Source organism: Streptosporangium sp. CA-135522, from assembly GCF_050949235.1.
Classification (GTDB): Bacteria; Actinomycetota; Actinomycetes; order Streptosporangiales; family Streptosporangiaceae; genus Streptosporangium.
Window position 1 is genome coordinate 4,370,986 of record NZ_CP192026.1, and the last position, 22,138, is coordinate 4,393,123.

Genomic DNA, 22,138 nt, shown 5'->3' on the forward strand with positions numbered 1-22,138 from the left:
GCCCCGGACCTGGAGAGGGTCCGGATCCGGAGAGGCCCCGGATCGGCCCCGGGGTGTCCCGGCCCACCCCGGGGGGCGCCGGCCATGCCTCACCGCGGGGCGGCCGTGTCCTTCCTGCGCCTGCTCGGTACGGCGAAGGCGCGCAGGAAGGTGGCGACGCCGGTGCGGACCGTGGAGTCGAGATCCTCGGGACTGACCGGGCGGGTGCCCAGCGCCGACAGCGCGGGCAGGTTGCCGGAGACGAGCGCCATGAACTGGGTGGCGGCCACCATCGGATCGCCAACCTCCAGATGGCCGCGGCCGGCCAGGCTGGCCAGCCGCCCGGCCAGCACGTTGAGCGCCGGGGTGCCGCCCCGCGAGACGACCTCGTCGTATAGGTCGGGCAGGCGCGCCGCCTCCGCGTACAGCAACCGCTGCAACGCCCAGCCCTCATCGCTGAGCTGGCATTCCACCATGAGATGGGCGACCCTGGTCAGCTCGCCGGGCAGATCGACGCCGTCGTCGGGGAGCGTCGCGAACGCCGCCACGATCTTGGCGGCGGTGCGCTCGGCGCCGTCCCGCATCACCGTGCGAAAGAGCGCCTCCTTGTCACCGAAGTGGTTGTAGACGGTCGGCTTGGCCACCCCGGCGATGGCCGCGATGGTGTCGACTCCCGCCTGCGCGTATCCCTCCTGGGCGAAGACCTTCACGGCCGCCTCCAGGATCGCGGCGCGCTTGTCGATTCGCCCTCTGCTGGGGGCTGTGCTGTCGGTCACCCATTTAGCTTACCTCGATGACCATCCATTTGAACTTGCCAGCTTGAACTCTTGAGTTCATACTCATGCACTCAAAGGTAAATTCTGGATGGGAGAACGTCATGACCGTAGAGGCGCCACCGGCTCGAGAGGGCCTGGTGCTGGCCGCGATCGTGGGCTGCGAGTTCATGCTGCAGCTCGACGGCACGATCGTGGCCGTCGCGCTGCCGGACCTGCAGGCCGGGTTCGGCCTGTCCGCCGCGGCCCTGTCGTGGGTGATCAACGCGTTCCTGCTCGCGTTCGGCGGCCTGCTGCTGCTCGGCGGTCGTCTCGGCGACCTGCTCGGCCACCGTGCCGCCTTCCTCGCCGGCGCCGGGCTGCTGGCCGCGGCCTCCCTTCTCGCGGGGCTCGCCCCCGATCTCGGCTGGTTGATCGCGGGGCGGGTGCTCCAGGGTGCGGGCGCGGCGCTGGCGGGGCCCGCCGGGCTCGCCCTGCTGTCGGTCGCCTTCGACGGGGCCCGGCGACAGCGCGCCTTCGGCACCTACTCGACCGTGACCGGGCTGGCCGCCTCGACGGGCATGGTGCTGGGCGGCGTGCTCGTCTGGGTGGCCGACTGGCGCTGGACCCTGCTGGTCAACGTGCCGGTGGGGCTGCTCATCGTGGCACTGGGCGCCCGGGTGCTGGACGCCTCCGACTCGCCGCCGCGCGGCCGCGCGCTCGACCTGCCGGGGGCGTTGCTGTCGGTGGTGGGCATGACCGCCGTGGTCTACGGCTTCGTGCGGGTCGCCGAGGCCGGCTGGCGGGACACGGCCGCGCTGGTGGCGCTGGTCGCCGGTGTGCTGGTGCTGGCCGCCTTCGTGCTGCTGGAGTCCCGTGCGGCCACGCCCCTGCTGCCGCTGCGGATCTTCGCCCACCGGGCCAGGGCGGGCTCGTTCGTCAACCTGGTCCTGCTGGCGTTCGTCCTGACCGGCTTCCTGTTCTTCACCACGCAGTTCCTGCAGCGGACCCTGCACCTGAACCCGCTGGCCACCGGCCTGGCCTTCCTGCCCTTCGGGCTGTCGCTGCTGGTCGCCGCCCGTTCGTCCGCCAAGCTCCTGGCCAAGGTCGGACCCCGGGCGGCGGGAGTGGCCGGGCTCGTCCTCGTCCTCGCCGGCACGCTCTGGCTGGCCGGATCGGATGGAGGCGGAGGGTATCTGACGGCGGTGTTCGGCCCGATGCTGCTGCTCGGCGTGGGCGCCGGTACCGCCATCGTCCCCTTCAACGTCATCATCCTGTCCGACACTCCCGCGGCGGACGCCGGAATCACCTCGGGCGTCTTGCAGGCGTCCCTGTCGGTCGGCGGTTCGCTGGGCCTCGCCGTACTGCTGACCCTGTTCGCCGGGGGAGCCTCGGTGTCCGACGGTGTCTCACGCGCCTTCGCCGGCGGTGCGGCCGCGGCCGGGGTCGCGCTCGTCGTCGCCGTGCTGACCTGGTTCCTTCCCGCAAAAGCTCGTTCAGCTAATTGAACTAGAAAGTTCATTTATTTATGCATTTGATGAAAATATCTTGATGGTGGAGGTCCAGCGGGCCGCTCGTGACCTCCACCGGCGGGACAGTGCTCAGGTCGGATCCGGCAGCCGGGTCAGGACGGTGTTCTGGACCCGCTGAAAGATCACCGAGGTGCGGAAACCGGCGATTTCGCGGCGCTGGCTGAGTTGGTCCAGCAGGAAGGCGTGCAGGTGGTCCAGGTCCTGTACGGCGACATGGAGCAGGAAGTCGTCGCCGCCCGCCAGGACGAAGACGCTCAGCACCTGTGGCAGGGCGCCCACCGAGTCCTTGAAGGTCTCGATGACGGCCCTGCTCAGCGGGCGCACCTGGACCGAGACCATGGCCTGCACGCCACGGTTGAGCGCGGCATGGTCGATGTCGGCGTGATAGCCCCGGATCACACCGCGCCGGGTGAGCGCGCGGACCCGCTCCAGGCAGGTGGAAGGGGCGACTCCGAGCCTGCGGGCCAGTTCCCGGTTCGACTGGCGCGCATCCGTTTGGAGAAGCCGGATGATCTCCGTATCAAGTTCGTCCATGACTGGGATTCTGGCATCGGTTCCAATCGAATGTTCGTTTTCAGGTGGTGTGGTCCGCACGTCTGGCTAGCTTCAATGGCATATCACTGTTCATTCGGAAGGAGCATGGGGTGACCCTGACGACGAAGCTGGTGCTGGTGGTCCGCGAGGGCCTGGAGCCGGCGCTGGCGGTGAACGCCGCCGCCGTGGTCGGGCTGAGTCTGGGGGCACGGCTGTCGCATCCGGTCGGTCCGGACGGCAAGGACGCCTCGGGGGAGGTGCACGCCGGGCTGAATCCGCACCCGGTGCCCGTGCTGACCGCCTCCGCCGAGCAACTGCGCGAGCTGCACGACAAGGCCCGGACGCGGGAAGATCTGGTCGCGGTCGGCTTCAACGAGGTGGCTCGCCGGGCCCGCGACTACGGTGACTACCTCGACGCGCTGGCCGTGACTCCCGCGGGCGACGTCGACTACGTCGCGGTGGCGGTGTTCGGCCCGCGCAACCGGGTCACCGCGCTGACCAAGCGGCTGCCGCTGCACGCATGAGCGTTCGCACGCATGAGCGTTCGCATGCCCGAGCGTTCAAGGCCACTTTGCGAAATTGGCCGTTCAACCATCCGCGTGAACGCAGGAGTATGCCCCCATGGCCTCTATCAGCGCTCTCCTCGGCATCGCCGCGATAGCCCTCGGAATGGTCCTCACCCCGGGACCCAACATGATCTATCTGATCTCCCGGTCGGTGGCGCAAGGACGCCGGGCCGGGCTGATCTCGCTGACCGGTGTCGGCGCCGGTTTCCTGGTCTACCTGGTCGCGACCGCGGCGGGCATCGCGACGATCTTCGCCGTGGTGCCCGCCGTCTACACCGTGATCAAGCTCGCCGGCGCGGCCTACCTGCTGTGGCTGGCGTGGAAGACGGTGCGTCCGGGCGGGCAGTCGGCCTTCACGCCCAAGGCGCTGCCGGAGGATCCGCCGCGACGGCTCTTCTCGATGGGGCTGGTCACCAGCCTCCTCAACCCCAAGATCGCCATTCTGTACGTGTCGTTGCTTCCCCAGTTCGTCGATCCGGCGCGCGGTGACGTCGCCACGCAGAGCCTCGCTCTCGGACTGACCCAGATCGTCATCGCCCTGTCCATCAACGGCATGATCGTGCTGTCCGCGGGATCGATCGCGGCGTTCATGGGGCGGCGACCGCTGTGGATGCGGGTGCAGCGCTACTTCATGGGTGCCGCGCTGGCGGGGTTCGCGCTGCGCATCGCCACCGACCGCTCGCGTGCCGTGATCGCCGCATGAGCGCCGCGTGAGCGCCGCGTGAGCGCCGCCGGATCGTGTCGTGATCGCGAGGAGGGGAGCCGGCCCCCGGTGGGACCGGCGTGAGCGTGGCGGAAAGTCCCACAGCGAGGACGGCGGAGTCCACCCGCCGCCGGGGAGACGCCGCCGGGAATCTACACTTCTGGAATGCTTGCCGCCGCTCTCGCCTTCACGGTCGTCGCGCTGATCCTCACCGTCTCGCCCGGCCCGGACACCGTGATCGTGCTGCGCACCACGGTCTCCTCGGGGCACAGGGCGGGCTTCCTTGCGGGTCTGGGGGTCAACCTCGGCTGCTATGTCTGGGGAGTCGCCACCGCGCTCGGCCTGACCGCGTTGCTGGCCGCCTCCGACGCGGCCTACACCGCCGTGCGGATCGCCGGTGTCGCCTACCTGATGTGGCTCGGTGCGCGGGCGCTGTGGAAGGCCCGCCGCTCCGCGTCCACCGGGCCGGCGGGGCTCGCCGAGCCCGGGGACGGCTCGGGTGACGCCCCCGTCCGGGCGCTGGCGACCATGCGCACCGGGTTCGTGACCAACCTGCTCAACCCCAAGGTGGGGGTCATCTACATGACCTTGCTGCCGCAGTTCGTCCCCGCCGATGTTCCCGTACTGCCGGCGACTCTGCTTCTGGTCACCATTCACAACCTGCTGGGCGTGGCGTGGTTCGCGCTCGTGGTCCTCGCCGCGAGCCTCATGCGGCGCGGCCTCGCCCGGCCGATCGTCCGCCGCCGTATGGAGCAGGTGACCGGCATCGTGTTCATCGGCTTCGGGATCCGCCTGGCGGTGGAATCCGGCTGAGAGCGGCCTTTCACCTGATACGAGGTGAAGGCCAGGTCCGACCGGGCCGCCCGGGCGACACGCCGTTCACGAACCGTGTGCGGAGGGAGAGCGCCGGTCGAGGGCCTCGATCGGATCGGCCTCGGTGCGTTCGTCCGCGGCCCCTGACCGGTCCGGGCCCGGTGGGACGCAGGACGGCAGGCCCGGTGGAACGAAGGTCACCAGTGTCGGCCGGTCCCCATCCCGTCCAGACCCGGGGCGGACAGGTGAAGCACCTCGTAGCGGTCTCCCGCCGCCGTTTCCGGAACGGCGTGCTCCCAGAGGGTGAAGTGCACCAGCTCCCAGTGGAGGGGATCGACCACCAGTGCGCCGGTGTGCACGCCCTCGACGCGGGTCTGCGCCTGGAGCTCGCCCAGTGCCCGCTCGACGGCGGCGGTGGGGTCCGCGCCGGGTGCGATCGGATCGGTACGGCGGGTGGCCGCGCGGGGGAGGGCCGTACGGGCCGGTCCCCGCTCAAGGGCGACGCCCGTCCAGTGCCGGACTCCGGGGCGGCCGAAGTCCTCGACGATGCCGCCGAATCCGGCCCCACCCCACAGGAAACGGTTCATTCCACCGGTCTCGGCCCACAGGTAGAAGGGGGCGTACTGGTTGACGGGTGAGCCGTCGCTTCCACGCTCGCGGATGAGGAACGCCTTGAACTTCTAACAAAATGATCTAGGAATACGGGTGATCGCTCCCGGGTTGATCTCGGGCGTGAGGAAGGGCACGCAGCCGCCATGGATGGTTCCGGATGAGTTGTGGGCGAGGATACAGCCGTTGTTGCCGGTGGTGCCTCGTCGTGCCGATCACCCCGGGCGCAAGCGCCTGGAGGACCGCAGGGTGCTGTCGGGCATCTTGTTCGTGCTGTATGCCGGGATCTCGTGGGAGCATCTGCCCCAGGAGTTGGGCTTCGGGTCGGGGATGACCTGCTGGCGGCGGCTGCGGGACTGGCACGCCGCGGGGGTCTGGCAGCGCCTGCATGAGCTGTTGCTGGCGGAGTTACACGCCGCGGGTCGGCTGGACTGGTCCAAGGCGGTGATCGACAGCTCCCATGTCCGGGCGCTGAGGGGCGGCCCAAAACGGGTCCGAGCCCGGTCGACCGTGAGAAGACGGGCTCCAAGCATCATGTGATCGCCGACGGCAACGGCATCCCCCTGGCGCTGAGTCTGACCGGAGGTAACCGCAACGACGTCACCCAGCTGATGCCGCTGCTGCGGTCGATTCCGCCCGTGCGCGGGCGGCGTGGCCGCCCCCGCCGACGGCCGAAGGTGCTGTACGCCGACAGAGGCTACGACCACGACAAATACCGGCGGCTGGTCTGGGCCACCGGCGTCAAGCCGGTGATCGCCCGCCGAGGTAGCGGGCACGGCTCCGGCCTGGGCGTACACCGGTGGGTGATCGAGCAGACCATCGCATTGCTGCACTGGTTCGGTCGGCTGCGTATCCGCTGGGAGATCCGCGATGACATCCACGAGGCTTTCATGACCCTCGGCGCCGCCATCATCTGCTGGCGGCGCCTCGCCCGCTGATCATTCGGTTAGAAGTTCTTAGTCGTGAGACCCGGACCGGGGTCGGATATTCGGTGGTCTGCCCGCCCTCTGAGGACGCAAGATGGTGCGCATGACTTTGGCCACCCCCATACTGCACACCGCTCGCCTGCGACTGAGGCCCGTCGCCGACGCCGACGCGGACCGCCTTTTCGCGCTGCACAGCAGCACCGACGTGATGCGCTACTGGGACTCCCCGCCGTGGACCGAACGGGCCCGCGCCGAGCGCTTCATCGCGATGTGCCGGAAGATAGCGGACGAAGGCACCGGGGCGCGGGTGGCCATCGACCGTGCTTCTGACGGGGCCTTCGTTGGCTGGTGTGGTTTGACCGGATGGAACCCGGACTACCGCAGCGCGTCGTTGGGCTACTGCCTCGATGAGGCGATGTGGGGCTGCGGCTTCGCGACGGAGGCCGCGCACGCGTTGCTGCGGTGGGCATTCGACACGCTGGACCTGAATCGTGTTCAGGCCGAAGCCGATACGCGCAACGTGGCATCTGCCCGGGTTCTGGAGAAGATCGGATTCGTACGTGAAGGGACGTTGCGGGAAGACTGCGTCGTAAACGGCGAGGTGTCCGACTCGTGGGTGTTCGGGTTGCTCAGGCGAGAGTGGCAGCCGTCGGCCATGCCGATTCCAGCCCGCTAAGAGCTCCGAAACACCTCATTTTGTTAGAAGCTCTTAGACGCGCGCCCCTGTCAAAGGGCTGGCTCCGTTAAGTAGGAGTGACCGATGCGGAGGGCGAGTGGCCTCGGTACCGTCGGCACATGATTTTCACTCAAGCTGAGCTCGATTACCTGGCCACGCAGCCCATCGGGCGGCTGGCCACCGTTTCGCCCAACGGTCAGGTCCAGAACAACCCGACCAACTTCTTCGTCGATGCCGAGGGCGGCACGATCGTGATCGGCGGGGGTGCGCTGGGCAAGTCGAAGAAGTTCCGGAACGTCCAGCAGGGCAGCACGGTCGCGTTCGTCGTGGACGACCTGGCTGCCGTCGAGCCGTGGGCGCCGCGGGGTATCGAGATTCGGGGCAAGGCGGAGGCGCTGACGGACCAGGAGCCGCCGCTGCCCGGCCTCTCCCGAGAGATCATCAGGATCACTCCGACCAAGATCGTCTCATGGGGGCTGGGCGGGGCGCGGGCAAGCCGGACGGTGTGATCACTTGCGGCGGATCGTCTCCACCCGGGGCGGCCGGAGTACGGAAGAAACACACCGCGCCGTCGCATCATGCAGGTCGTCATCATGTCCGGCCGGGCCAGTCGGGCGATGTACCGGATAGCGTGCCGAAGTCGTCCGGCTGTCGCCTTCACGCTGCCGCTGGTCGGCGGCAACGTGAAGGCGGCGATGTACGCGATAACGGTCTCTTATCCGGCACATCAACCCGTGTCCGCCGCGCGCCGCCCCTCAGGCTCCTCGCCGGCGAGCAACACCTGGTGAATGTGGGTATTGGGCTTATATGGGCCGGACCTCGTCCTGCTTTGCAACGGCTGGCCGCCGCGCAGGACGAACCCGATGACCTCGCCGCTGTGGGGCATCCATACCGTCAGCGTGCCGATGGGGTGGAGTCCGAGAGTCAGCCGATCTGATCACCGGATCGGACCGATCGGCGTTCCCAGGCCAGGGCCGCGACCACACCAATGGCATAGGCGACCAGGTCCCAGGGGTCGGGGAACGCGCCGACCAGGACACCGCCGATGCCCGGCGGGGTCATGCCGATTATTTGGTAGAACTCGACGGCGGCGGCGATCGCGGCCGTGGCCAGGGTGCGGCGTGCGGCGGTGGTGCGCCACAGCAGCCCCAAGAACGCGTAGACCAGCATGGTGGCGCCGACGTCGCTCACGTAACCGCGGATGAACGGTTGTCCCGGGCCGCGGTAGAAGAGGGCGAACGCGCCGACGGCGAGGGCGACGCCACCCAGAAGGACCATGGCACGGCGCATGAGATTGACATCTTCTCCGAATCTCAACGATCAGGACGAACCTGACCGTAGAGCTCGTCTCTTGACGATACATCCGGAATGAGGCCCGACCAGATGAAACAGTGCCCGCGTGGTGCGAGGAAAAGCACTCCAACACCTGTTCATGATCCACCGAATTGGGTTTTGACCTTATGTGGGCTGAACCCCCTGAATCGACGCCAGAGCCCACCGCATCGGGGGACGAGGTCGAGCACTCGCTTCCGGAAGACCAGCACTGAGATCAGCTCTCAACCACCGGAACGGCCCCTGACCTGCGGTCTGCCCCTTTTCTGGCTTACTTGGTCTGCCCCCCACTTTGGCCTTCCTCGTTGCCGAGTATGGCCGTCGCTCGCCCCACCTCCAGGTAGTCGTCCCTCGCTCCGCTCGGGCCGCTCCATCTGGACCTAGGGCTTTGTCGACGGCGGGGTCGGCAGCTATGGAGGAAGGTCGGGGACTGCCATCCGGGTCCAGCCGAGATACGGGGAAAACCGGCCATGAGTCGATCTTGGAGCTGTGGGCCGGGACTGTCGCCGACCTGCCGTTGTCGGGGAGCACCTTGGTGAGGGGGAGGTCATCCGGGTGCCGCTGCGCAATCTCGGAAGTTGTCCTGCTGATGCTGATGGCCAAGTCCCGACACAAGAAGACTGAGAACCTCCGCCGATACTTCCATCCCACGCCGGAGGCGATCGCAGAGGTCACCAGTCTGCTTGGCCCCGGCCATCTGGGCTAACGCCCTCGCGTGACCTGGGGAGTGGATATCGGGGAGCGGGCTCGCTTGCGTCTATCGCACGTTGTGAGCGGGCGCCGGGGAGCCCGGGTCTACGGCGCCTCGACGGTGCCGGTGGTCGTGGTATCGCGTGTTCGGCGCTGTGCGCTCAGTACAGAGTCGAGCAGGCCGGGGAACAGTGCGTCGAGGTCCTCTCGGCGCAGCCGTACCAGCCGGGATCGGCCCTGCACCTTCGTCCACGTCACGCCGGCCTCACGCAGCACCCGGTAGTGGTGCGACAGCGTCGTCTGATGCACGTCGATTTCGGCGCCGATCGCGTTGCAGAAGTCCTCACCCATCCGGTCGAGCCGCAGGACGAGGTCCAGCCGCACCGGATCGGCAAGCGCGCGCAGCACCTCCACCAGCCGGATGGCCTCGGTCGCCGGTTGTGACACCTCACGCATCGCCGCCCCCTGTGTTTCGCACACACGCCACGCTACCAACCTATGGATACATGGACAAGCATCAATATATTGCCTAGGGTTCCCCTCGGTACTTCTGAGGTTCCTCTGGAAAGGCGGCACCACCCGGTGTTGAAACGACTTCTTCCGCTGGCCCTGGCGACCTTCGCCGTCGGCACCGACAGCTACGTCATCGCGGGCCTGCTCCCCGCCATCGCCACCGACCTGCAGGTCTCCACTCCCGCCGCCGGGCAGCTGGTGACGGTGTTCGCCCTGGTGATGGCCCTGTCGGCGCCCGTCATGGGCGCGCTCACCAGTGGACTGGACCGGCGGACCGCGCTGCTGATCGCGTTGAGCATCTTCGTGGTCGGCAACGCTGTCACCGCCCTGGGCGCCAGTTACGAGGTGGTGATGATCGCCCGCATTGTCACCGCGGTCGGGGCCGGGATGATCAACTCCGCCGCCTCCAGCACTGCGGGAGCCGTCGCACCCCCGGAACGCCGAGGCAGGGCCCTGGCCTTTGTGTTGGGCGGCCTCACGTTGGCGACGGCGTTGGGTCTTCCTCTCGGCACGCTGATCGGCCGTACCGATTGGCACATCACCATGTGGGCCGTCGCCGGGATCGGCCTCGTCGCGGCCCTCGGGATCGCCGCCGGCCTGCCCAAGGTGACGCTCCCCGCCGCGTCGCTGAGCGATCGGCTGCGCCCGCTCAAGCAGGGCCGGGTCCTCGCGCTGCTGGCCGTCACCACGCTGGTCTTCCTCGGCGCCTACACCCTCTACACCTACATCGGCCCGGCCCTACAGGATGCGACCGGCGGCTCCGAATCGCTGCTCACCGTCATCCTGCTGGCCTGGGGAATCGGCGTCCTGGCCGGAAACATCATCGCCGGACGGCTGGTCGACCGGCACGACCCCGCGCACGTGTTGACCGGTCCCCTCACCATCGCCGCCGTCGCCCTTGCCCTCACTTCGGCGGCGACCGTCACGCTCGTGTCCACCCTGGCATGGGCCGCGATCTGGGGCGCGGCCCTGGGCGTCATCGTCGTGCCCCAACAGCACCGACTCATCGCCCTCAATCCGGCCGCAGCACCGGTCCTGCTCGGCCTCAACTCCTCGGCCATCTACGTCGGGATAGCTCTTGGCGGCGGCCTGGGCGGACTGGCCCAGAAGTGGTTTGCCATCGTGCCCGCCGCGCTGGGGCTGCCAGCCGCCGGTGTCACGACCTTGGCGCTGCTCTACCACCTGACAACCGCACGCCACCATGCGTCCGCAGCACCTCAGCCGACTCCCTCCACCCCAGAGAAGGCCGAGGCGTAACGCCCCTGTTGGGGCCCCGGGGTTGAGGAACCTGGGGACGGCCGTTGGCGCTGAGAACGATCATGGGGCCTCGGCACTGATGGGCCGGCCCGACAGTGCGTCAGCCCTGCCTGACCTCTAAAACCGCATCACCGCAGGTCGCCGCCCCGGCGCCGGTTCCCGCACCATTCCGGTCCCGCGCACCGTACGACGGCCCACCGCCAAAACCCCGGCCTACCGAGGGCGTAAACCCTGCCGACAACTCGCGGCGAGGCTGCACGACGCAAAGGGGCCGGGACCTCGACCGAGCAGGAACAACACCACAAGATCGTTCTCAGCGCCAACGGCTGTCCCCAGGTTCCTCAACCCCGTTCTAGGAGGGCAGCCAGGAGGGCCACCAGGGCAGGACACAGTTGCCTGGCGTGCCTTGGGTGGCCAGGTCGTGCAGGGTCAGGGCTACCGGCCCGGCGGCCGAGACGGCGAGGGTGAGCGCCAGTAGGAGGAGTTCCAGCCACATGCGGCCGGCCAGGCGTGGCAGTCGGGCGAGTAGCTGGAAGGCCAGCGAGATGAGTGCTGACACCACCGAGACGATCGGAAAGAGAACGAGGCGGCTCACTACCCGGATGGATCCAGCGAAGTTCTCTCCGGCGCTCAGGTCACCAGCGCAGTAGAGGTGCGCACGAGCCACCAGGTGAATCTCGAAGAAGGTTCCGGCGGTCGCGAACGCCAGGGCGATGATCACGGGGAATCCGCAGCCGAAGGCCCAGCGAATGTCGCCGGCTTCCGTCGAGTGCCTTCTTTGCTTGATCACGGCGCTATCAAAGCAGGCCGGTATGTTCCTGTTGCGTAGTTGATGTGGAGATCTGGTGCAAGGCGGCTAACGGCTGCTCCGCTGTTCCTCAACCCCGATCTCGAACTCGGCCGCCGCGTAGTCGGCCCAGGAGGCGGAGCCGAGCGCGCCGGATGCGGCCCTGGCGGGCACGGCGGACCCGCGCGGCCAGCAGCGTGCCGGCGCGTTCCACTGCGGCGATGGACGCGCGGATCTGCGCGGTCAGCTCACGAGCAGTGATGGCGTCCCGTGGCGCAGCCGGGCCGAGCACGGCCGGTGCGTCGGGGTCGGGTGGTGGGCTGCTCATACCGGGAAGCGTGCCCGTTCGGAAGCCCCTGCATCGGTCCTCACAAAGACGGCGCGGCAGGGAGCGGCGCGTGTCCAATAACAGAGCAGGATCCCGGACCGCCAACGTGGTCACCGGGATCCTGCAAGCAGTCAGGCACCGGCCGCGCCCCCGGCATCGGTCGCGTCCGGCTCGGGCGCGAACAGCTCCAGCTGCTCACCGGCGGGTTCAGCGTGGGTGAGTTTGAGGCAACGGCGCCGCGCTCGGGCGCAGGCCGTGGATCGTCGCGGCCGACGCCGCGATCGTCGTCGACCGGGACCGGGTGCAGGCCGCCTCCGCCTCCGGCGTGATCCGGCTGTATGCCGGGCTGCTGGGGATCGGCCAGCGCCCGGACCGGGACCTGAGGACCGTGCTACGCGCGGTCGGTACCGCCGCCCGGCGGGGGAACCTGTGCGGCGGCCTCATCGAGGCGGTCCTCATCGGGACCTGACATAGGGGATGCTCCGGCTCCTCGTCGGGCCCCTTACTTCACGTCCCCGGCCCGACCTGGAGGGATGGCATTAGCAGCGCTCCTCCAACCAAGCGATGACGGACCGGACGAGACCGTCGACGCGTGACAAGGGTTTGCCGGCGAACACCGGGTGGAGGTGCCCGACCCCGACCGCGTCGTTCCAGGCCCAGGCGCGTCGGTAGGTCTCCTCGTCGGTAGCGGCCCGGAGGACGTTCCAGCGATGCCAGGCCGCGACGAGTGCCGCGTCGATCGCCGGGTCGGACAGGATCGCCATGTCCCAGTCGAGGACGCCGGTCAGCTTGCCGTCCTCGCCGAAGTGGAAGTTGCTGCCGCCGAGGTCGCCGTGGACAAGTCTGGCCGGGACCTCCTCGAGCGCCAGCAGCGTGTCCAGCCGCTGCCGAACTCCGTCACGCCACTTCGCCGGCAGGCGCGGAATGATCTCGTCGTTCAGGATGTCGGCCCATCCCAAGCCATCGACATACCGGCGCGGCCTGTGGAGAACGGCCTCGAGCTCCGGCGAGATCTCAACCTCGCGCAGTGCCTCCAAGAGCAGGCCGAACGCCGCCGGGTCCCCGATGCCTTCCGGCAGCCCCTCGCCGTCGATCCACGAAATCGCGACGGCCGCACGTTCCCCGAACGTGGCCACCGCAGTCAGCGGCTCCGGCACGGCGAAAGGCAGGCCGGCCGCCGCAACGGCCCGAAGAATTTCGACCCGGCGCGGCAGCTCGGCGGCGGCACTGGGGCGCTTGCTGATACGCACGGCGGCGATGCCGGGGAACAGCACGACGTGGTGCATGTTCCCGTGCTCGGCAAGGCGTGCGGAGGCAGGAGCAGCGTCAGGAACTAGTGTTTCAGCGATTTCCAGGAGGTCGGCGGGGACTGGTTGGGGCATCGGAACCTGTCAATTTGATCAAGGCAGTTGAGCTGGGCTAATTCTGTGTCGACTTCTCTGTGGTGTGCTCCTCGGTCTTGGGCTTGTTGATCCAGGCGGGGCCGGGCAGGGCGGGCGGGGTGGGGTGCCGCCGCCGGCGAAGCGTTCGGGGCGGGCGGCTTGGGCGGCGGCCAGGACGGCGGCGCGCCGGTCGCGGATGGCGGCGGCACGCCCGTAGTGCACGTCGACCGGGTGGTGGTAGCCGATCCCGGAGTGGTAATGCTCGTGGTTGTACCAGGCATAGAACTCCTGGCAGAACAGGCGTGCGTCCTCGATCGAGCCGAATCGGCCGGGGAAATCGGGGCAGTACTTAAGAGTTTTGAAGCTCGCCTCAACGTGCGGGTTGTCGTTGGAGGTCTTGGGTCGGGAGTGGGATTTGGCCACGCCCAGGTCGATGAGGAGTTCGGCGACGGTCTTGGACTTCATCGAGCTGCCGCGGTCGGCGTGCAGGGTGAGGGTGCCTTCGTTGATGTGGTGCTTGCGCGCGGTCTGCTGGATGAGGTGTTTGGCCAGGTCCGCGGACTCGCGGGAGGCGACCATCCAGCCGACGACGTAGCGGCTGTAGATATCGATGATGGTCTAGAGCGAGTACCACAGGCCCTTGTCCGGGCCGCGGAGCTTGGTGATATCCCAGGCCCACACGACATTGGGGGCGTCGGCGAACAGTTCGGGGATGCTCTTGGGCGGGTGGGTGGCCTGACGGCGCCGGTCCCGGCCGACCTCGCCGTGCCGGCGCAGGATCCGATACATCGTCGATTCCGACGCCAGGTAGAGGCCCTCATCCAGCAGGGAGAAGTGGGCCGTCGCCGGGGAGGCGTCGGCGAAGCGCTCGTTCAGCACCGCGCGGACGTGGTCGCGTTCGGCCGGCGACAGTGCAGATGGGTGCGACTGGCGGGGCGTGACCGTGCGGGTGGGCGGCGGGCTTTGGCGATTCTTGCGGTACCAGGCGGCTTGCGCTACTCCGGCCGCCGTGCACGCGTTGCGGCGCCCGAGCAGCGGGGCCGGTTCGGCGATCGCCTCGGCTTGCGCGGCCTGGATGATCTCGGTCACGGCTCGCCCCGATCCGGCGGCGCCTCGCTGCTGGTGGCGAGCTGATCCAGCAGCGCGAAGAGCTTTCCCTGCACCTCGATCACCTGGCGGGTCGTGCCGAGCTCGGCGCGCAGCCGCTCGACCTCCGCCTGCAGCGTGTCGATCTTTTTGTCCCGGGGGTCGGCCTTCGGTCGGCCGATCGGACGGGCCAGCGCCTGCTCCGCGCCATGATCCCGCGCGGTCCGCCAACTGGAGATCAGCGAGGAGTACAGCCCCTCGCGACGCATCAGCGCGCCCTTGCCGGCCTTGTCCAGCTGGTCGTACTCCTGCAGGATCCGGGCCTTGTAGGCGGCGGTGTAGCGGCGCGGCGCTGTCCGCTCGTTCACCTGAGGGTCAGGGGTCTCGGGATCCTGCTCACTTGCTCCCACGAAGGGATGACTCCTTCCCCACCCTCAGCACAGAGTTTCGTGCCTGTTTGTTACCTCTGTCTAGTTTGACAGGGAGGGTCGCGGCCAGCCAGCAGGCCCTCGGCCTGCCGATCGACCCGACACGACAATATTCGGAGCTGAGCCCGCATTGGGTGATCTGGTACGTTGGCCTGCCCGCCGTGATCGCGGCTGCATTCGCGGCGTTGCTGCTGACCCGTGCCTTGCTCCGCGGCGAGCGGGCGCGCTGGCTACTGCCATACGCTGTCATCGCCTGGTCCACGATCCAGGTGCTGCTTCTGCCGTCGATCACCCCCGACCACCCGTGGGCATCTCGGCGGCTGATCCCGGTCGTGCTACCCGGGGTGATCCTGCTTGCCACCTGGGGGTTCGCACAAGGACACGCACGCATGATTGGCAGCAGGTGGAGAACGATCAGCGGGCCGGTCGCGGTCGCACTGCTGCTGGTGCCGCCCGCGCTGACTGCACTCGGCACCACGTTCCAACCGGTGGAGCGCGGCGAGGTGGCGGCAGTACGGAACCTCTGCCGCGCCATCGGCCCAAACGCTTCGGTGCTGATCGTGGAGCGTGTCACCGGGGACCGGTTCAGCCAAGTAGTCCGAGGGATGTGTGGGCTACCGACGGCACGAGTTGCGGGCAACCCCGCGGACTTTCCCGGCGAGGGGGTGCCGGGGCAGAGGTCGCCGGGGGCCGATCTCGCCGATCCAGCGCATGTGCTGCGGCTTATTATGAAGATCCGCGCGGTGGGCCGTGTGCCCGTCCTTCTCGGGGCCAACCCCGGTGACGTGGCGCCGTACGGCACGCCGCGGCACGTCCTGCACCTGCGGACGAAGAAGGACGGCCATTATCTGACCTCCCCGCCACGCTCAGTGTGGAGTCTCACCTTCGACGTGTGGGCGGCCCGCGCGTGAGCTTTCTCGGCACGGTGGAACCGACGGTGACTGTCGTCCTGCCGTGTTACAACGAGGGACCACCCGGTGGACGAGGCCGAACGGATCTACAAGGCGATGGACTCCAGTGGGCTGAGCTATGAGCTGCTGGCCATCGACGACTTCTCTACTGACTAGGCCCTGACCTGGCTATGCGAGGAGGCGGACCGATTCCCGCATATGCGCATTCTCCTGCGCAGAGCGGACTGGGTGGATCGCGGCGGCGCGACGACTTGCACTCCACCGTCGTGCGTGTTCCAAGGTGTGAACGCCACGGTAGCAGGAGACCATGCACACCCCAGTGATCATGAACAGGACGAACGGGACCGTGCTGACCTGCTGACCGGCGCGCAGCTCGGCTTCGGCTAGGGCATCCCGCTGGATCCGGGAGATGACGGCCGTCATCGTCGAGCGCTTGTCGATCCACACAAGCATCCGGCCCGGGCAGTTCAGCCGCGCATCGACCGGCAGCCGCCTGGCCAGCGCCCATAACTGTCTGAGCTGCGCAGGACTGGCGAAGGTGTTGACGCGGCTATACAGCCACAACGAGATCCCCAACTGGATGATCATTGCGGCGGCGAAGAGTACTAACGCTCGTTGCCCCAGCGCACATACACCGCCACCGCGGCGACACCGATGACGGCGGCCAGGCCGGCCACGACGGCAAACGCTCGCCTGCGGTAGGGGTGCATCGGCGTGGACCTCCGATCGGGGGAGGTTGAGCGTAGCGGAGGCCACAAGCCCGCTTATCCGCCAACAACACGCCCGGCGCCGCACCTGCCGGTCAAGAGCCAGTGCTGTCCCTACCGGTCAGCGGTCGGCTTACCCGATGCCTGCGGAGCAGGGCGGCGTAGCGTGATCAGCATGCCGCCCGTCACCGATCCCATTGCTGACGCGGGCCTGGATGACATCCACCCAGCCGGGGACGGCCTCGCCCCGACGCCACTTCCACCGCCGGGTGGAGGAGGGGACCAAGATTCGGGCCGGGGCGGCAGCTCACGGGGGGAGCCGGTGCGACAGCGGCGGGCATCTTCACCTCGAGGGGAAGAAGGAGCCCTCACCGTCCCTACGGCCCTATAGGGACGACATCCCGTCAGCCGTCCCAAAACCCGGACAGATTCCGCCCCGCTGAGCAACGCTGGGACACATGTCCGTTCCCTACCCCGGCTTTCACCTGATGATGTGCGCACCCAGCTGTTGCGTCTGCATCCGCGTCAAGGCCCTGCTCTAGGCCATCCTGGGGCTGCGACCGCAGCCAGCGACGAGCTCCGCTGGCCCGTCAGTGGCCATTGTCGAACGCGGCGAGTGAGACCTCGCGGCTGGCGGTGGACCGGAGCCAGGTGATCGACGCGTTAACCTCGCATGAGCGTCGCTCCACCGTCACGGACTTCACTCTCCTGCCAAAGCGCTTCCGGCCTACCCTGACCGAACCGAACTGATGGCCTCCGACCTGGCGTAGCTTGCCGCGGCATACAGACTCCAGCCCAGGTCGGCATCAAGGTCGGCGATGGTGATCTTCGACCAGCCCGATACCTCGACGGTCCCTCTCGCCAGGAGATCAACCAGACGCATCTTCCACGCATCGGCGAACTCGGCCGGCCTGCGATGCTCGCGGTCTTGCTCGGCCAGCGTCTGCTGGTAGGCCTCACGGACGATCACCTGCATCGCTGCCCGCCGGATCCGCCGCTCGATGTCGTCGTAGTGCCGCACGGCGGTGGCCGGCCCAGGAGTGGGTCCAGCCCCACCCGCTCGGGCAGGCGTTCGCCGAGTAGGGCCGCATCGACAAGACGCTGCACCTGCTCGGCGTCCTCGACCCGATCGACGACACCTACCACCGGCGCCTGAACAAGCAGCTCACCGTGCAGGGCCGTTCTTGAAACGGCCGGACTGAAGTCGACGGGATCCCGTCTGATCATCACGATCAGGCGGGATCTCGTCGTTCAGGGGTTCCCGAATCGGGTTCGTGCAGGTCTGGGGCCCTGGAGTGGTCCGGATGGCCTGCTCCGAAGTGGGGCGGGCGGCGACGGTGAGAGCGGCGCTGTAGCCGGATTTCCCCACCTCGTCGGAGGCAGCCAGGGCCTGGGCGGAGTTGTCGTGGGCGCGATCAGGAATCGCCGTATCGGCGGCCGACCACGTCACGGTGCTCATCGATGCGCGAACCGGCCCGGCCGACCGGCCTCGCTCGTCGCGCAACCACACCGGGGAGGCCGATCACAAGCAGCTGCCCATCGTGGTGCCGCCGTGCGGCCCGGCGCTCATGCCATGGCTGACCACACGTCTCTTCGCGAGGGTGGGGCCTGAAACGATCAGCCACCGTTCCACCGCCGCGCTCATCTTCGCGCCCGCCTCCAGCGCCGCAGCCTTGGCGGCGGTCGGGTTGGTGTTCGCCACCTGCCCGAGGATCACCCCGAGCACGAGGTGGCCGCGTACGCGGGACGCCCACATCAGGTTGCCGCCCGCAGCGGTGCCCGAGCCGGTCTTGATGCCGATGACGCCGTGCTTGTTCAGCAGGGTGTTGGTGTTGGGCAGCCTTCGCGCGTCGCCGGGCACGGCCGTGTCGGCCTGTGCCACCACCTCGCGGAAGACCGGGTCGCGCATGGCCTCCTTGGCCAGCTTCAGCTGGTCGGCCGCGGTGCTGACGGTGCTGTCCTCATTGCCGCTGGCACCGGTGTACGTGGTTGCGGTCATGCCCAGGCGGTGGGCGGCGGCGTTCATCCGCTCGACGAAGCGCTCCTGGGAACCGGAGTCCCAGCGGGCCAGGAAGCGGGCCACGTTGTTGCCCGAGGGCACCATCATCAGCTCAAGCAGCCGGCGCAGCCGTACCCGCTCGCCTTCTCTGACCGGGGCGGTGGACTCCTGCGGCGCGTAAGACTCGTCCTCGGCCGTACGGTCCACGGTGATGGGCGGGCCGTCGTCGCCGGGCCGGAGCGGATGGCGGTGCAGGATCACGTAGGCGGTCATGACCTTGGTCACGCTGGCGATGGGCAGCGGGTCGGCGCCGCCGCTGGCGCCCAGGCTGCCCACACCTTCCACTTCGACCGCGGCCTGCCCCTCAGCCGGCCATGGCAAGGGAACGGTGCCGGAGACGCGGGGCATGGCTCCGCAGCCGGACAGGGCGCTCGCCACGATCAGAAGCAGGAGGGATACGAAGGAACGTCGCATGCCGACCACGGTGGGCCACCCGCGTGTCCATCCGGCCGTGGGCGGGTCTCCGCCGAGGCTTGGCCGTGTATCAGTCGTGCATCAGGGAGACGGTGACACGCGCACCGCCGTCGGCGGGGTTGTCGAACTGGAGGTTCGCCCCGATGACGCGGGCGTGGCCGAGCACGATGGTCAGGCCGAGCCCATGCCCGCGGCCGCGCTCGCTGCGTCCGGTGTGGAAGCGCTGTGCCTGTCCCTTGTTCAGGTCGGCGAGCAGGCCGGGCGGGAAACCCGAGCCGTGATCGCGGATGACGATCTGGCGGGAGCGCACGGCGATCGTCACCGGGGCGGCGCCGTGCGCGCGGGCGTTGAGCAGCAGGTTGGCGACGATGCGCTCCAGGCGGCGCGGGTCGGTGACGGCTGTCGTGTCGCGCTGGTCGCCGACGATGTTCAGGTCAGCGGGCACGTCGACCCGATGCAGCGACTCGCGTACCAGGTCGGCCAGCGGCACCGGCTGCCGGTCCGGTTGTTCGCCGGCGGCGTCCAGGCGGGAGATCTCCAGCAGATCGTCGACCAGGCCGCGCAGCACCCCGATCCGCTCGCGGACCATATCGGTCGCCTGCCCGTCGGGCAGGAGCTGGCTGGCGGTCAGCAGCCCCATCAGCGGGGTGCGCAGATCGTGCGCGACGTCGGCCGTGAAGCGCTGCTCGGCCAGCAGCCGCTGCTGCAGGCTGGCGGCCATGGAATTGAGCCCGGCGCCGATCTCGGCGATCTCGTCACGGCCGCCCACGTCGGTGCGCGCGGACAGATCGCCGTCGGCGATCTCACGGGCGGTACGGGCCATGCGCCGAAGCCGCCGGTTGGGGAGTTCGGCCGCCAGCATCGACAGTGGTAGCACCCCGGCCAGGGCGAGCAGCCCGGCTTTGACCATGTTGCGATCCAGCGCGTACAGGCCGCGCAGCTCCGCGCCCATCGAGATCTGGGCGCTCACCGCCTGGCGGCCGTCGCTGCCGTACGGCTGGGCGGCCCACATCCACGGCTCGCCCCGGTGATCGACCCCATACCAGGTCACCGATCGGCCGGGACGCAACTGGGGGACCAGTTCATCGGGAAGGTCCTCCACGGCCACCGTTTCACCGCGAGCCAGTGCCTCGTCGAGGGCGGTGAGGGCCTGGGCCTCACCGATGTCCAGGTCACGCTGCCAGGTGGCCTGGTGGACCAGCAGCCCCACCACGGCGGCGACGACGGTGGCGGCGAGCGTGACGAGCGCGGCGATCTTCCAGCGAAGAGAGGCCGGATTCATGTGGTGTTCAGTCTGTAGCCGAACCCGCGGACCGTCTCGATGCGCTCGGCCCCGACTTTCTTGCGCAGCCGCTGCACGCACAGGTCGACCACGCGGCTGTCGCCGTCCCATCCGTAGTCCCACACGGTGCGCAGCAGCGTCGCCCGTTCCAGGACGATGCCTGGGTGGGCGGCGAACTCCAGCAGCAGCCGCAACTCGGTCGGGCTCAGCTCCAGGCGCTGCCCGGCCCGCCGTACCTCCAGCGAACCGGTGTCGACGCTCAGCTCGCCGAAGGCGAGCGTGGCGCCGACCTGCCCGGTCTCGGGTTGAGGCTGAGCGATGGTGGTCCGGCGGAGTAGGGAACGGATCCTGGCCACCAGCACCGGCAGGTCGACCGGTTTGACCACATAGTCGTCGGCGCCGCCCTCCAGCCCGGCGACGACGTCCAGGCCGTCGCCGCGGGCCGACATCATGAGGATCGGCACCTGGCTGGTTTCCCTGATCTTGCGGCACAAGCTGATGCCGTCCAGGCTGGGCAGCATCACATCCAGCAGCAGCAGGTCGTGGCCACCCGTCTGGGCCGCCTCCAGGCCGCTCAGCCCGTCGTCGGCGGTGGTCACGTGATAGCCGTAGCGCTCCAGGGCCAGGCTGACCGACGTGCGGATCACCGCGTCGTCTTCGACGAGCAGGAGAGATGTCATGAAATGCACGATATCTACCTAAGTGCCGTGACTGGTTCCATGCGAGCGGCACGCAGGGCCGGGTACAGCCCCGCGAGCAGCCCGACGAGGGCACCGGCGACCGGGGCCATGGCGGCCAGCCGTACATCCATGACCGGAGTCCACTGCTTGGCGGCGCAGACCGCGACGATCACGAGGATGCCTCCTGAAGCTCCGATGATGCCGCCGGTCATACCGGTGAGGGTGGACTCCAGCAGGAACTGCGCGGCGATGTGACGACGCGCCGCGCCGAGGGCGCGGCGCAGGCCGATCTCGGCGATGCGCTCCATGACGGTCACCAGCGTGACATTGGCGATACCCACCGCGCCGACGACCAGGGAGACCAGCCCGAGAATGAGGAAGAGGGCGTTGACGTCGCCTTCCACCGCGTCACGTGCTCTGGTGGGGCTGGGCGGCGAGATGACCTGGAGCAGGGCCTCGTTGCCTGGGCTGAGCGCGACCGGCGCCTGCTTGGCGATCAGTTCCGCGGCGCCGAGGCCGGTGTTGACCAGGACCCGGGTCACGATGCTCAGCCCGTAGCGCTTGCCGACGGCCGGCGGCAGCAGCACCGCGCCCGCGAGGCTCTTTTCGCGTTTCAGGTCGCCGAGCACCCCGATGACGGTGTACGCCTGGGTGCCGATGAAGACCGCCGGGGCCCGGGTCAGCCGGGTGATGCCCAGCAGCTTGGCCGCGTGCTGGCCCAGCACGACGACCTTGTCACCGCGGGCGACGTGTCCGGCGTCGAAGTAACGGCCCTCGATCATTCTGCCCTTGACCGCGGCGGGCAGGCCGGGGTCGCTGGCGAGCACGGTCAGAGTCTGGTCGATGACCCTGGTCGGATCCACGATGTCGTTGGAGCGGACGCTGAGATTGGCGCTCTGTTCCGACTCGGCGAGCGCGGCGGCGGAGTCCACCCCGCGCAGCCGGGTCACCCGGCCGATGTCGGCCCAATCGACCAGGGGAAATGCGTGCTTCGGGACTTCGATCGTGACGGAGGTGGCGGTCAGCTCGTCGAAGCGGCCGACGATCTGGTTGCCCGCCGTCGCGGCGACGCCGAGAGTGACCACGAGCGTGGTGATGCCGAGCACTGTGCCCAGGGTGGTCAGCGCCGAGCGCACCGGGCGGGCGAGCAGACCCGCCACGGCCTCGTTCAGCAGATCGCGAGGGTGCACGT

General features: G+C 68.7%; 25 protein-coding genes and 2 pseudogenes. 11 read left to right on the top strand and 16 right to left on the bottom strand.

Going from position 1 to position 22,138, the window contains the following annotated elements; genetic code table 11:
- Nucleotides 1–89: 89 nt before the first annotated feature.
- Entirely contained in the window at nt 90–755 is a 666-nt protein-coding gene (locus ACQPYK_RS20215; RefSeq protein WP_433257365.1) for a TetR/AcrR family transcriptional regulator, read from the bottom strand.
- A gap of 101 nt (nt 756–856) precedes the next feature.
- On the opposite strand from ACQPYK_RS20215, the gene ACQPYK_RS20220 reads away from it, so the two are divergent.
- Nucleotides 857–2,239 (top strand): MFS transporter, encoded by a 1,383-nt coding sequence (locus ACQPYK_RS20220; protein ID WP_433257367.1) that lies wholly within the window; start codon nt 857–859, stop codon nt 2,237–2,239.
- A 93-nt stretch (nt 2,240–2,332) separates the two neighbouring features.
- Here the strand turns inward: ACQPYK_RS20220 and ACQPYK_RS20225 are convergent, their stop codons facing one another.
- Nucleotides 2,333–2,797: an Lrp/AsnC family transcriptional regulator gene (locus ACQPYK_RS20225; protein WP_433257368.1), complete on the bottom strand. Its 465-nt coding sequence runs from the start codon at nt 2,795–2,797 to the stop codon at nt 2,333–2,335.
- A gap of 110 nt (nt 2,798–2,907) precedes the next feature.
- On the opposite strand from ACQPYK_RS20225, the gene ACQPYK_RS20230 reads away from it, so the two are divergent.
- The 3 genes from ACQPYK_RS20230 (at nt 2,908) to ACQPYK_RS20240 (ending at nt 4,879) form a co-directional block, all read left to right on the top strand.
- Nucleotides 2,908–3,321: a DUF2000 domain-containing protein gene (locus ACQPYK_RS20230; RefSeq protein ID WP_433257370.1), complete on the top strand. Its 414-nt coding sequence runs from the start codon at nt 2,908–2,910 to the stop codon at nt 3,319–3,321.
- A gap of 97 nt (nt 3,322–3,418) precedes the next feature.
- A complete protein-coding gene (locus tag ACQPYK_RS20235) occupies nt 3,419–4,066 on the top strand; it encodes a LysE family translocator (RefSeq protein WP_433257372.1) in 648 nt (215 codons plus the stop codon).
- 165 nt (nt 4,067–4,231) lie between these two features.
- On the top strand, nt 4,232–4,879 hold the full coding sequence (locus tag ACQPYK_RS20240) for a LysE family translocator (protein ID WP_433257374.1): 648 nt from the start codon (nt 4,232–4,234) through the stop codon (nt 4,877–4,879).
- 197 nt (nt 4,880–5,076) lie between these two features.
- On the opposite strand, the pseudogene ACQPYK_RS20245 reads toward ACQPYK_RS20240, so the two are convergent.
- Nucleotides 5,077–5,547: pseudogene (locus tag ACQPYK_RS20245) on the bottom strand (DUF4865 family protein); the annotation flags it as partial.
- 91 nt (nt 5,548–5,638) lie between these two features.
- Here ACQPYK_RS20245 and ACQPYK_RS20250 point away from each other — a divergent pair.
- The 4 genes from ACQPYK_RS20250 to ACQPYK_RS20265 all read left to right on the top strand — a co-directional run bounded on the left by ACQPYK_RS20250 (nt 5,639) and on the right by ACQPYK_RS20265 (nt 7,878).
- Nucleotides 5,639–6,426, top strand: a protein-coding gene (locus ACQPYK_RS20250) for an IS5 family transposase (RefSeq protein WP_433258856.1) whose coding sequence is annotated in 2 segments (ribosomal slippage) — nt 5,639–5,972 and nt 5,972–6,426 — 789 coding nt in all. Because the reading frame shifts where the segments join, the coding sequence is not laid out codon by codon here.
- Nucleotides 6,427–6,517: 91 nt separating this feature from the next.
- Nucleotides 6,518–7,090 (top strand): GNAT family N-acetyltransferase, encoded by a 573-nt coding sequence (locus ACQPYK_RS20255; protein ID WP_433257376.1) that lies wholly within the window; start codon nt 6,518–6,520, stop codon nt 7,088–7,090.
- Between the two features lie 119 nt (nt 7,091–7,209).
- Nucleotides 7,210–7,599, top strand: coding sequence for a PPOX class F420-dependent oxidoreductase (locus ACQPYK_RS20260; protein WP_433257378.1), 390 nt, complete (start codon nt 7,210–7,212; stop codon nt 7,597–7,599).
- Nucleotides 7,600–7,668: 69 nt separating this feature from the next.
- Nucleotides 7,669–7,878 (top strand): hypothetical protein, encoded by a 210-nt coding sequence (locus ACQPYK_RS20265; RefSeq protein WP_433257380.1) that lies wholly within the window; start codon nt 7,669–7,671, stop codon nt 7,876–7,878.
- 136 nt (nt 7,879–8,014) lie between these two features.
- On the opposite strand, the gene ACQPYK_RS20270 is transcribed toward ACQPYK_RS20265, so the two are convergent.
- Nucleotides 8,015–8,380, bottom strand: a complete 366-nt coding sequence (locus tag ACQPYK_RS20270; RefSeq protein WP_433257382.1) for a DUF2809 domain-containing protein — start codon at nt 8,378–8,380, stop codon at nt 8,015–8,017.
- A gap of 837 nt (nt 8,381–9,217) precedes the next feature.
- Nucleotides 9,218–9,568, bottom strand: coding sequence for an ArsR/SmtB family transcription factor (locus ACQPYK_RS20275; protein WP_358141526.1), 351 nt, complete (start codon nt 9,566–9,568; stop codon nt 9,218–9,220).
- Between the two features lie 129 nt (nt 9,569–9,697).
- Here ACQPYK_RS20275 and ACQPYK_RS20280 point away from each other — a divergent pair, with 129 nt between their 5' ends.
- A complete protein-coding gene (locus ACQPYK_RS20280) occupies nt 9,698–10,882 on the top strand; it encodes an MFS transporter (protein WP_433257384.1) in 1,185 nt (394 codons plus the stop codon).
- A 352-nt stretch (nt 10,883–11,234) separates the two neighbouring features.
- Here the strand turns inward: ACQPYK_RS20280 and ACQPYK_RS20285 are convergent, their stop codons facing one another.
- Nucleotides 11,235–11,672 (bottom strand): hypothetical protein, encoded by a 438-nt coding sequence (locus tag ACQPYK_RS20285; protein ID WP_433257386.1) that lies wholly within the window; start codon nt 11,670–11,672, stop codon nt 11,235–11,237.
- An 88-nt stretch (nt 11,673–11,760) separates the two neighbouring features.
- Entirely contained in the window at nt 11,761–11,997 is a 237-nt protein-coding gene (locus tag ACQPYK_RS20290; RefSeq protein WP_433257388.1) for a hypothetical protein, read from the bottom strand.
- A 325-nt stretch (nt 11,998–12,322) separates the two neighbouring features.
- Between ACQPYK_RS20290 and ACQPYK_RS20295 the strand changes: the two genes are divergently transcribed.
- The gene (locus tag ACQPYK_RS20295; RefSeq protein WP_433257389.1) at nt 12,323–12,466 is read left to right on the top strand and encodes a hypothetical protein; all 144 of its coding nucleotides are present in this window, start codon (nt 12,323–12,325) and stop codon (nt 12,464–12,466) included.
- A 70-nt stretch (nt 12,467–12,536) separates the two neighbouring features.
- On the opposite strand, the gene ACQPYK_RS20300 is transcribed toward ACQPYK_RS20295, so the two are convergent.
- Both ACQPYK_RS20300 and ACQPYK_RS20305 read right to left on the bottom strand, forming a co-directional pair.
- Nucleotides 12,537–13,283 carry an aminoglycoside phosphotransferase family protein gene (locus tag ACQPYK_RS20300; RefSeq protein WP_433257391.1) on the bottom strand — a complete coding sequence of 249 codons (747 nt, stop codon included), beginning with the start codon at nt 13,281–13,283 and terminating at the stop codon, nt 12,537–12,539.
- Nucleotides 13,284–13,416: 133 nt separating this feature from the next.
- A pseudogene (locus ACQPYK_RS20305) lies at nt 13,417–14,875 on the bottom strand (IS3 family transposase).
- Nucleotides 14,876–15,027: 152 nt separating this feature from the next.
- On the opposite strand from ACQPYK_RS20305, the gene ACQPYK_RS20310 reads away from it, so the two are divergent.
- Nucleotides 15,028–15,804 carry a hypothetical protein gene (locus ACQPYK_RS20310; protein WP_433257393.1) on the top strand — a complete coding sequence of 259 codons (777 nt, stop codon included), beginning with the start codon at nt 15,028–15,030 and terminating at the stop codon, nt 15,802–15,804.
- Nucleotides 15,805–15,972: 168 nt separating this feature from the next.
- Here the strand turns inward: ACQPYK_RS20310 and ACQPYK_RS20315 are convergent, their stop codons facing one another.
- The 7 genes from ACQPYK_RS20315 to ACQPYK_RS20345 all read right to left on the bottom strand — a co-directional run bounded on the left by ACQPYK_RS20315 (nt 15,973) and on the right by ACQPYK_RS20345 (nt 22,136).
- Nucleotides 15,973–16,392 carry a hypothetical protein gene (locus tag ACQPYK_RS20315; RefSeq protein ID WP_433257395.1) on the bottom strand — a complete coding sequence of 140 codons (420 nt, stop codon included), beginning with the start codon at nt 16,390–16,392 and terminating at the stop codon, nt 15,973–15,975.
- A gap of 846 nt (nt 16,393–17,238) precedes the next feature.
- Entirely contained in the window at nt 17,239–17,532 is a 294-nt protein-coding gene (locus ACQPYK_RS20320; RefSeq protein ID WP_433257397.1) for a hypothetical protein, read from the bottom strand.
- Between the two features lie 144 nt (nt 17,533–17,676).
- Nucleotides 17,677–17,970: a hypothetical protein gene (locus ACQPYK_RS20325; protein ID WP_433257399.1), complete on the bottom strand. Its 294-nt coding sequence runs from the start codon at nt 17,968–17,970 to the stop codon at nt 17,677–17,679.
- Between the two features lie 63 nt (nt 17,971–18,033).
- Complete coding sequence (locus ACQPYK_RS20330; protein WP_433257401.1) at nt 18,034–18,984, bottom strand: D-alanyl-D-alanine carboxypeptidase family protein; 951 nt, start codon at nt 18,982–18,984, stop codon at nt 18,034–18,036.
- A gap of 70 nt (nt 18,985–19,054) precedes the next feature.
- On the bottom strand, nt 19,055–20,266 hold the full coding sequence (locus ACQPYK_RS20335) for a sensor histidine kinase (RefSeq protein ID WP_433257403.1): 1,212 nt from the start codon (nt 20,264–20,266) through the stop codon (nt 19,055–19,057).
- Nucleotides 20,263–20,946, bottom strand: a complete 684-nt coding sequence (cseB, locus tag ACQPYK_RS20340; protein ID WP_433257405.1) for a two-component system response regulator CseB — start codon at nt 20,944–20,946, stop codon at nt 20,263–20,265. The genes ACQPYK_RS20335 and cseB overlap by 4 nt, the downstream gene beginning before the upstream one ends.
- A 14-nt stretch (nt 20,947–20,960) precedes the next feature.
- A complete protein-coding gene (locus ACQPYK_RS20345) occupies nt 20,961–22,136 on the bottom strand; it encodes an ABC transporter permease (protein WP_433257406.1) in 1,176 nt (391 codons plus the stop codon).
- Between the last annotated feature and the right edge of the window lie 2 nt (nt 22,137–22,138).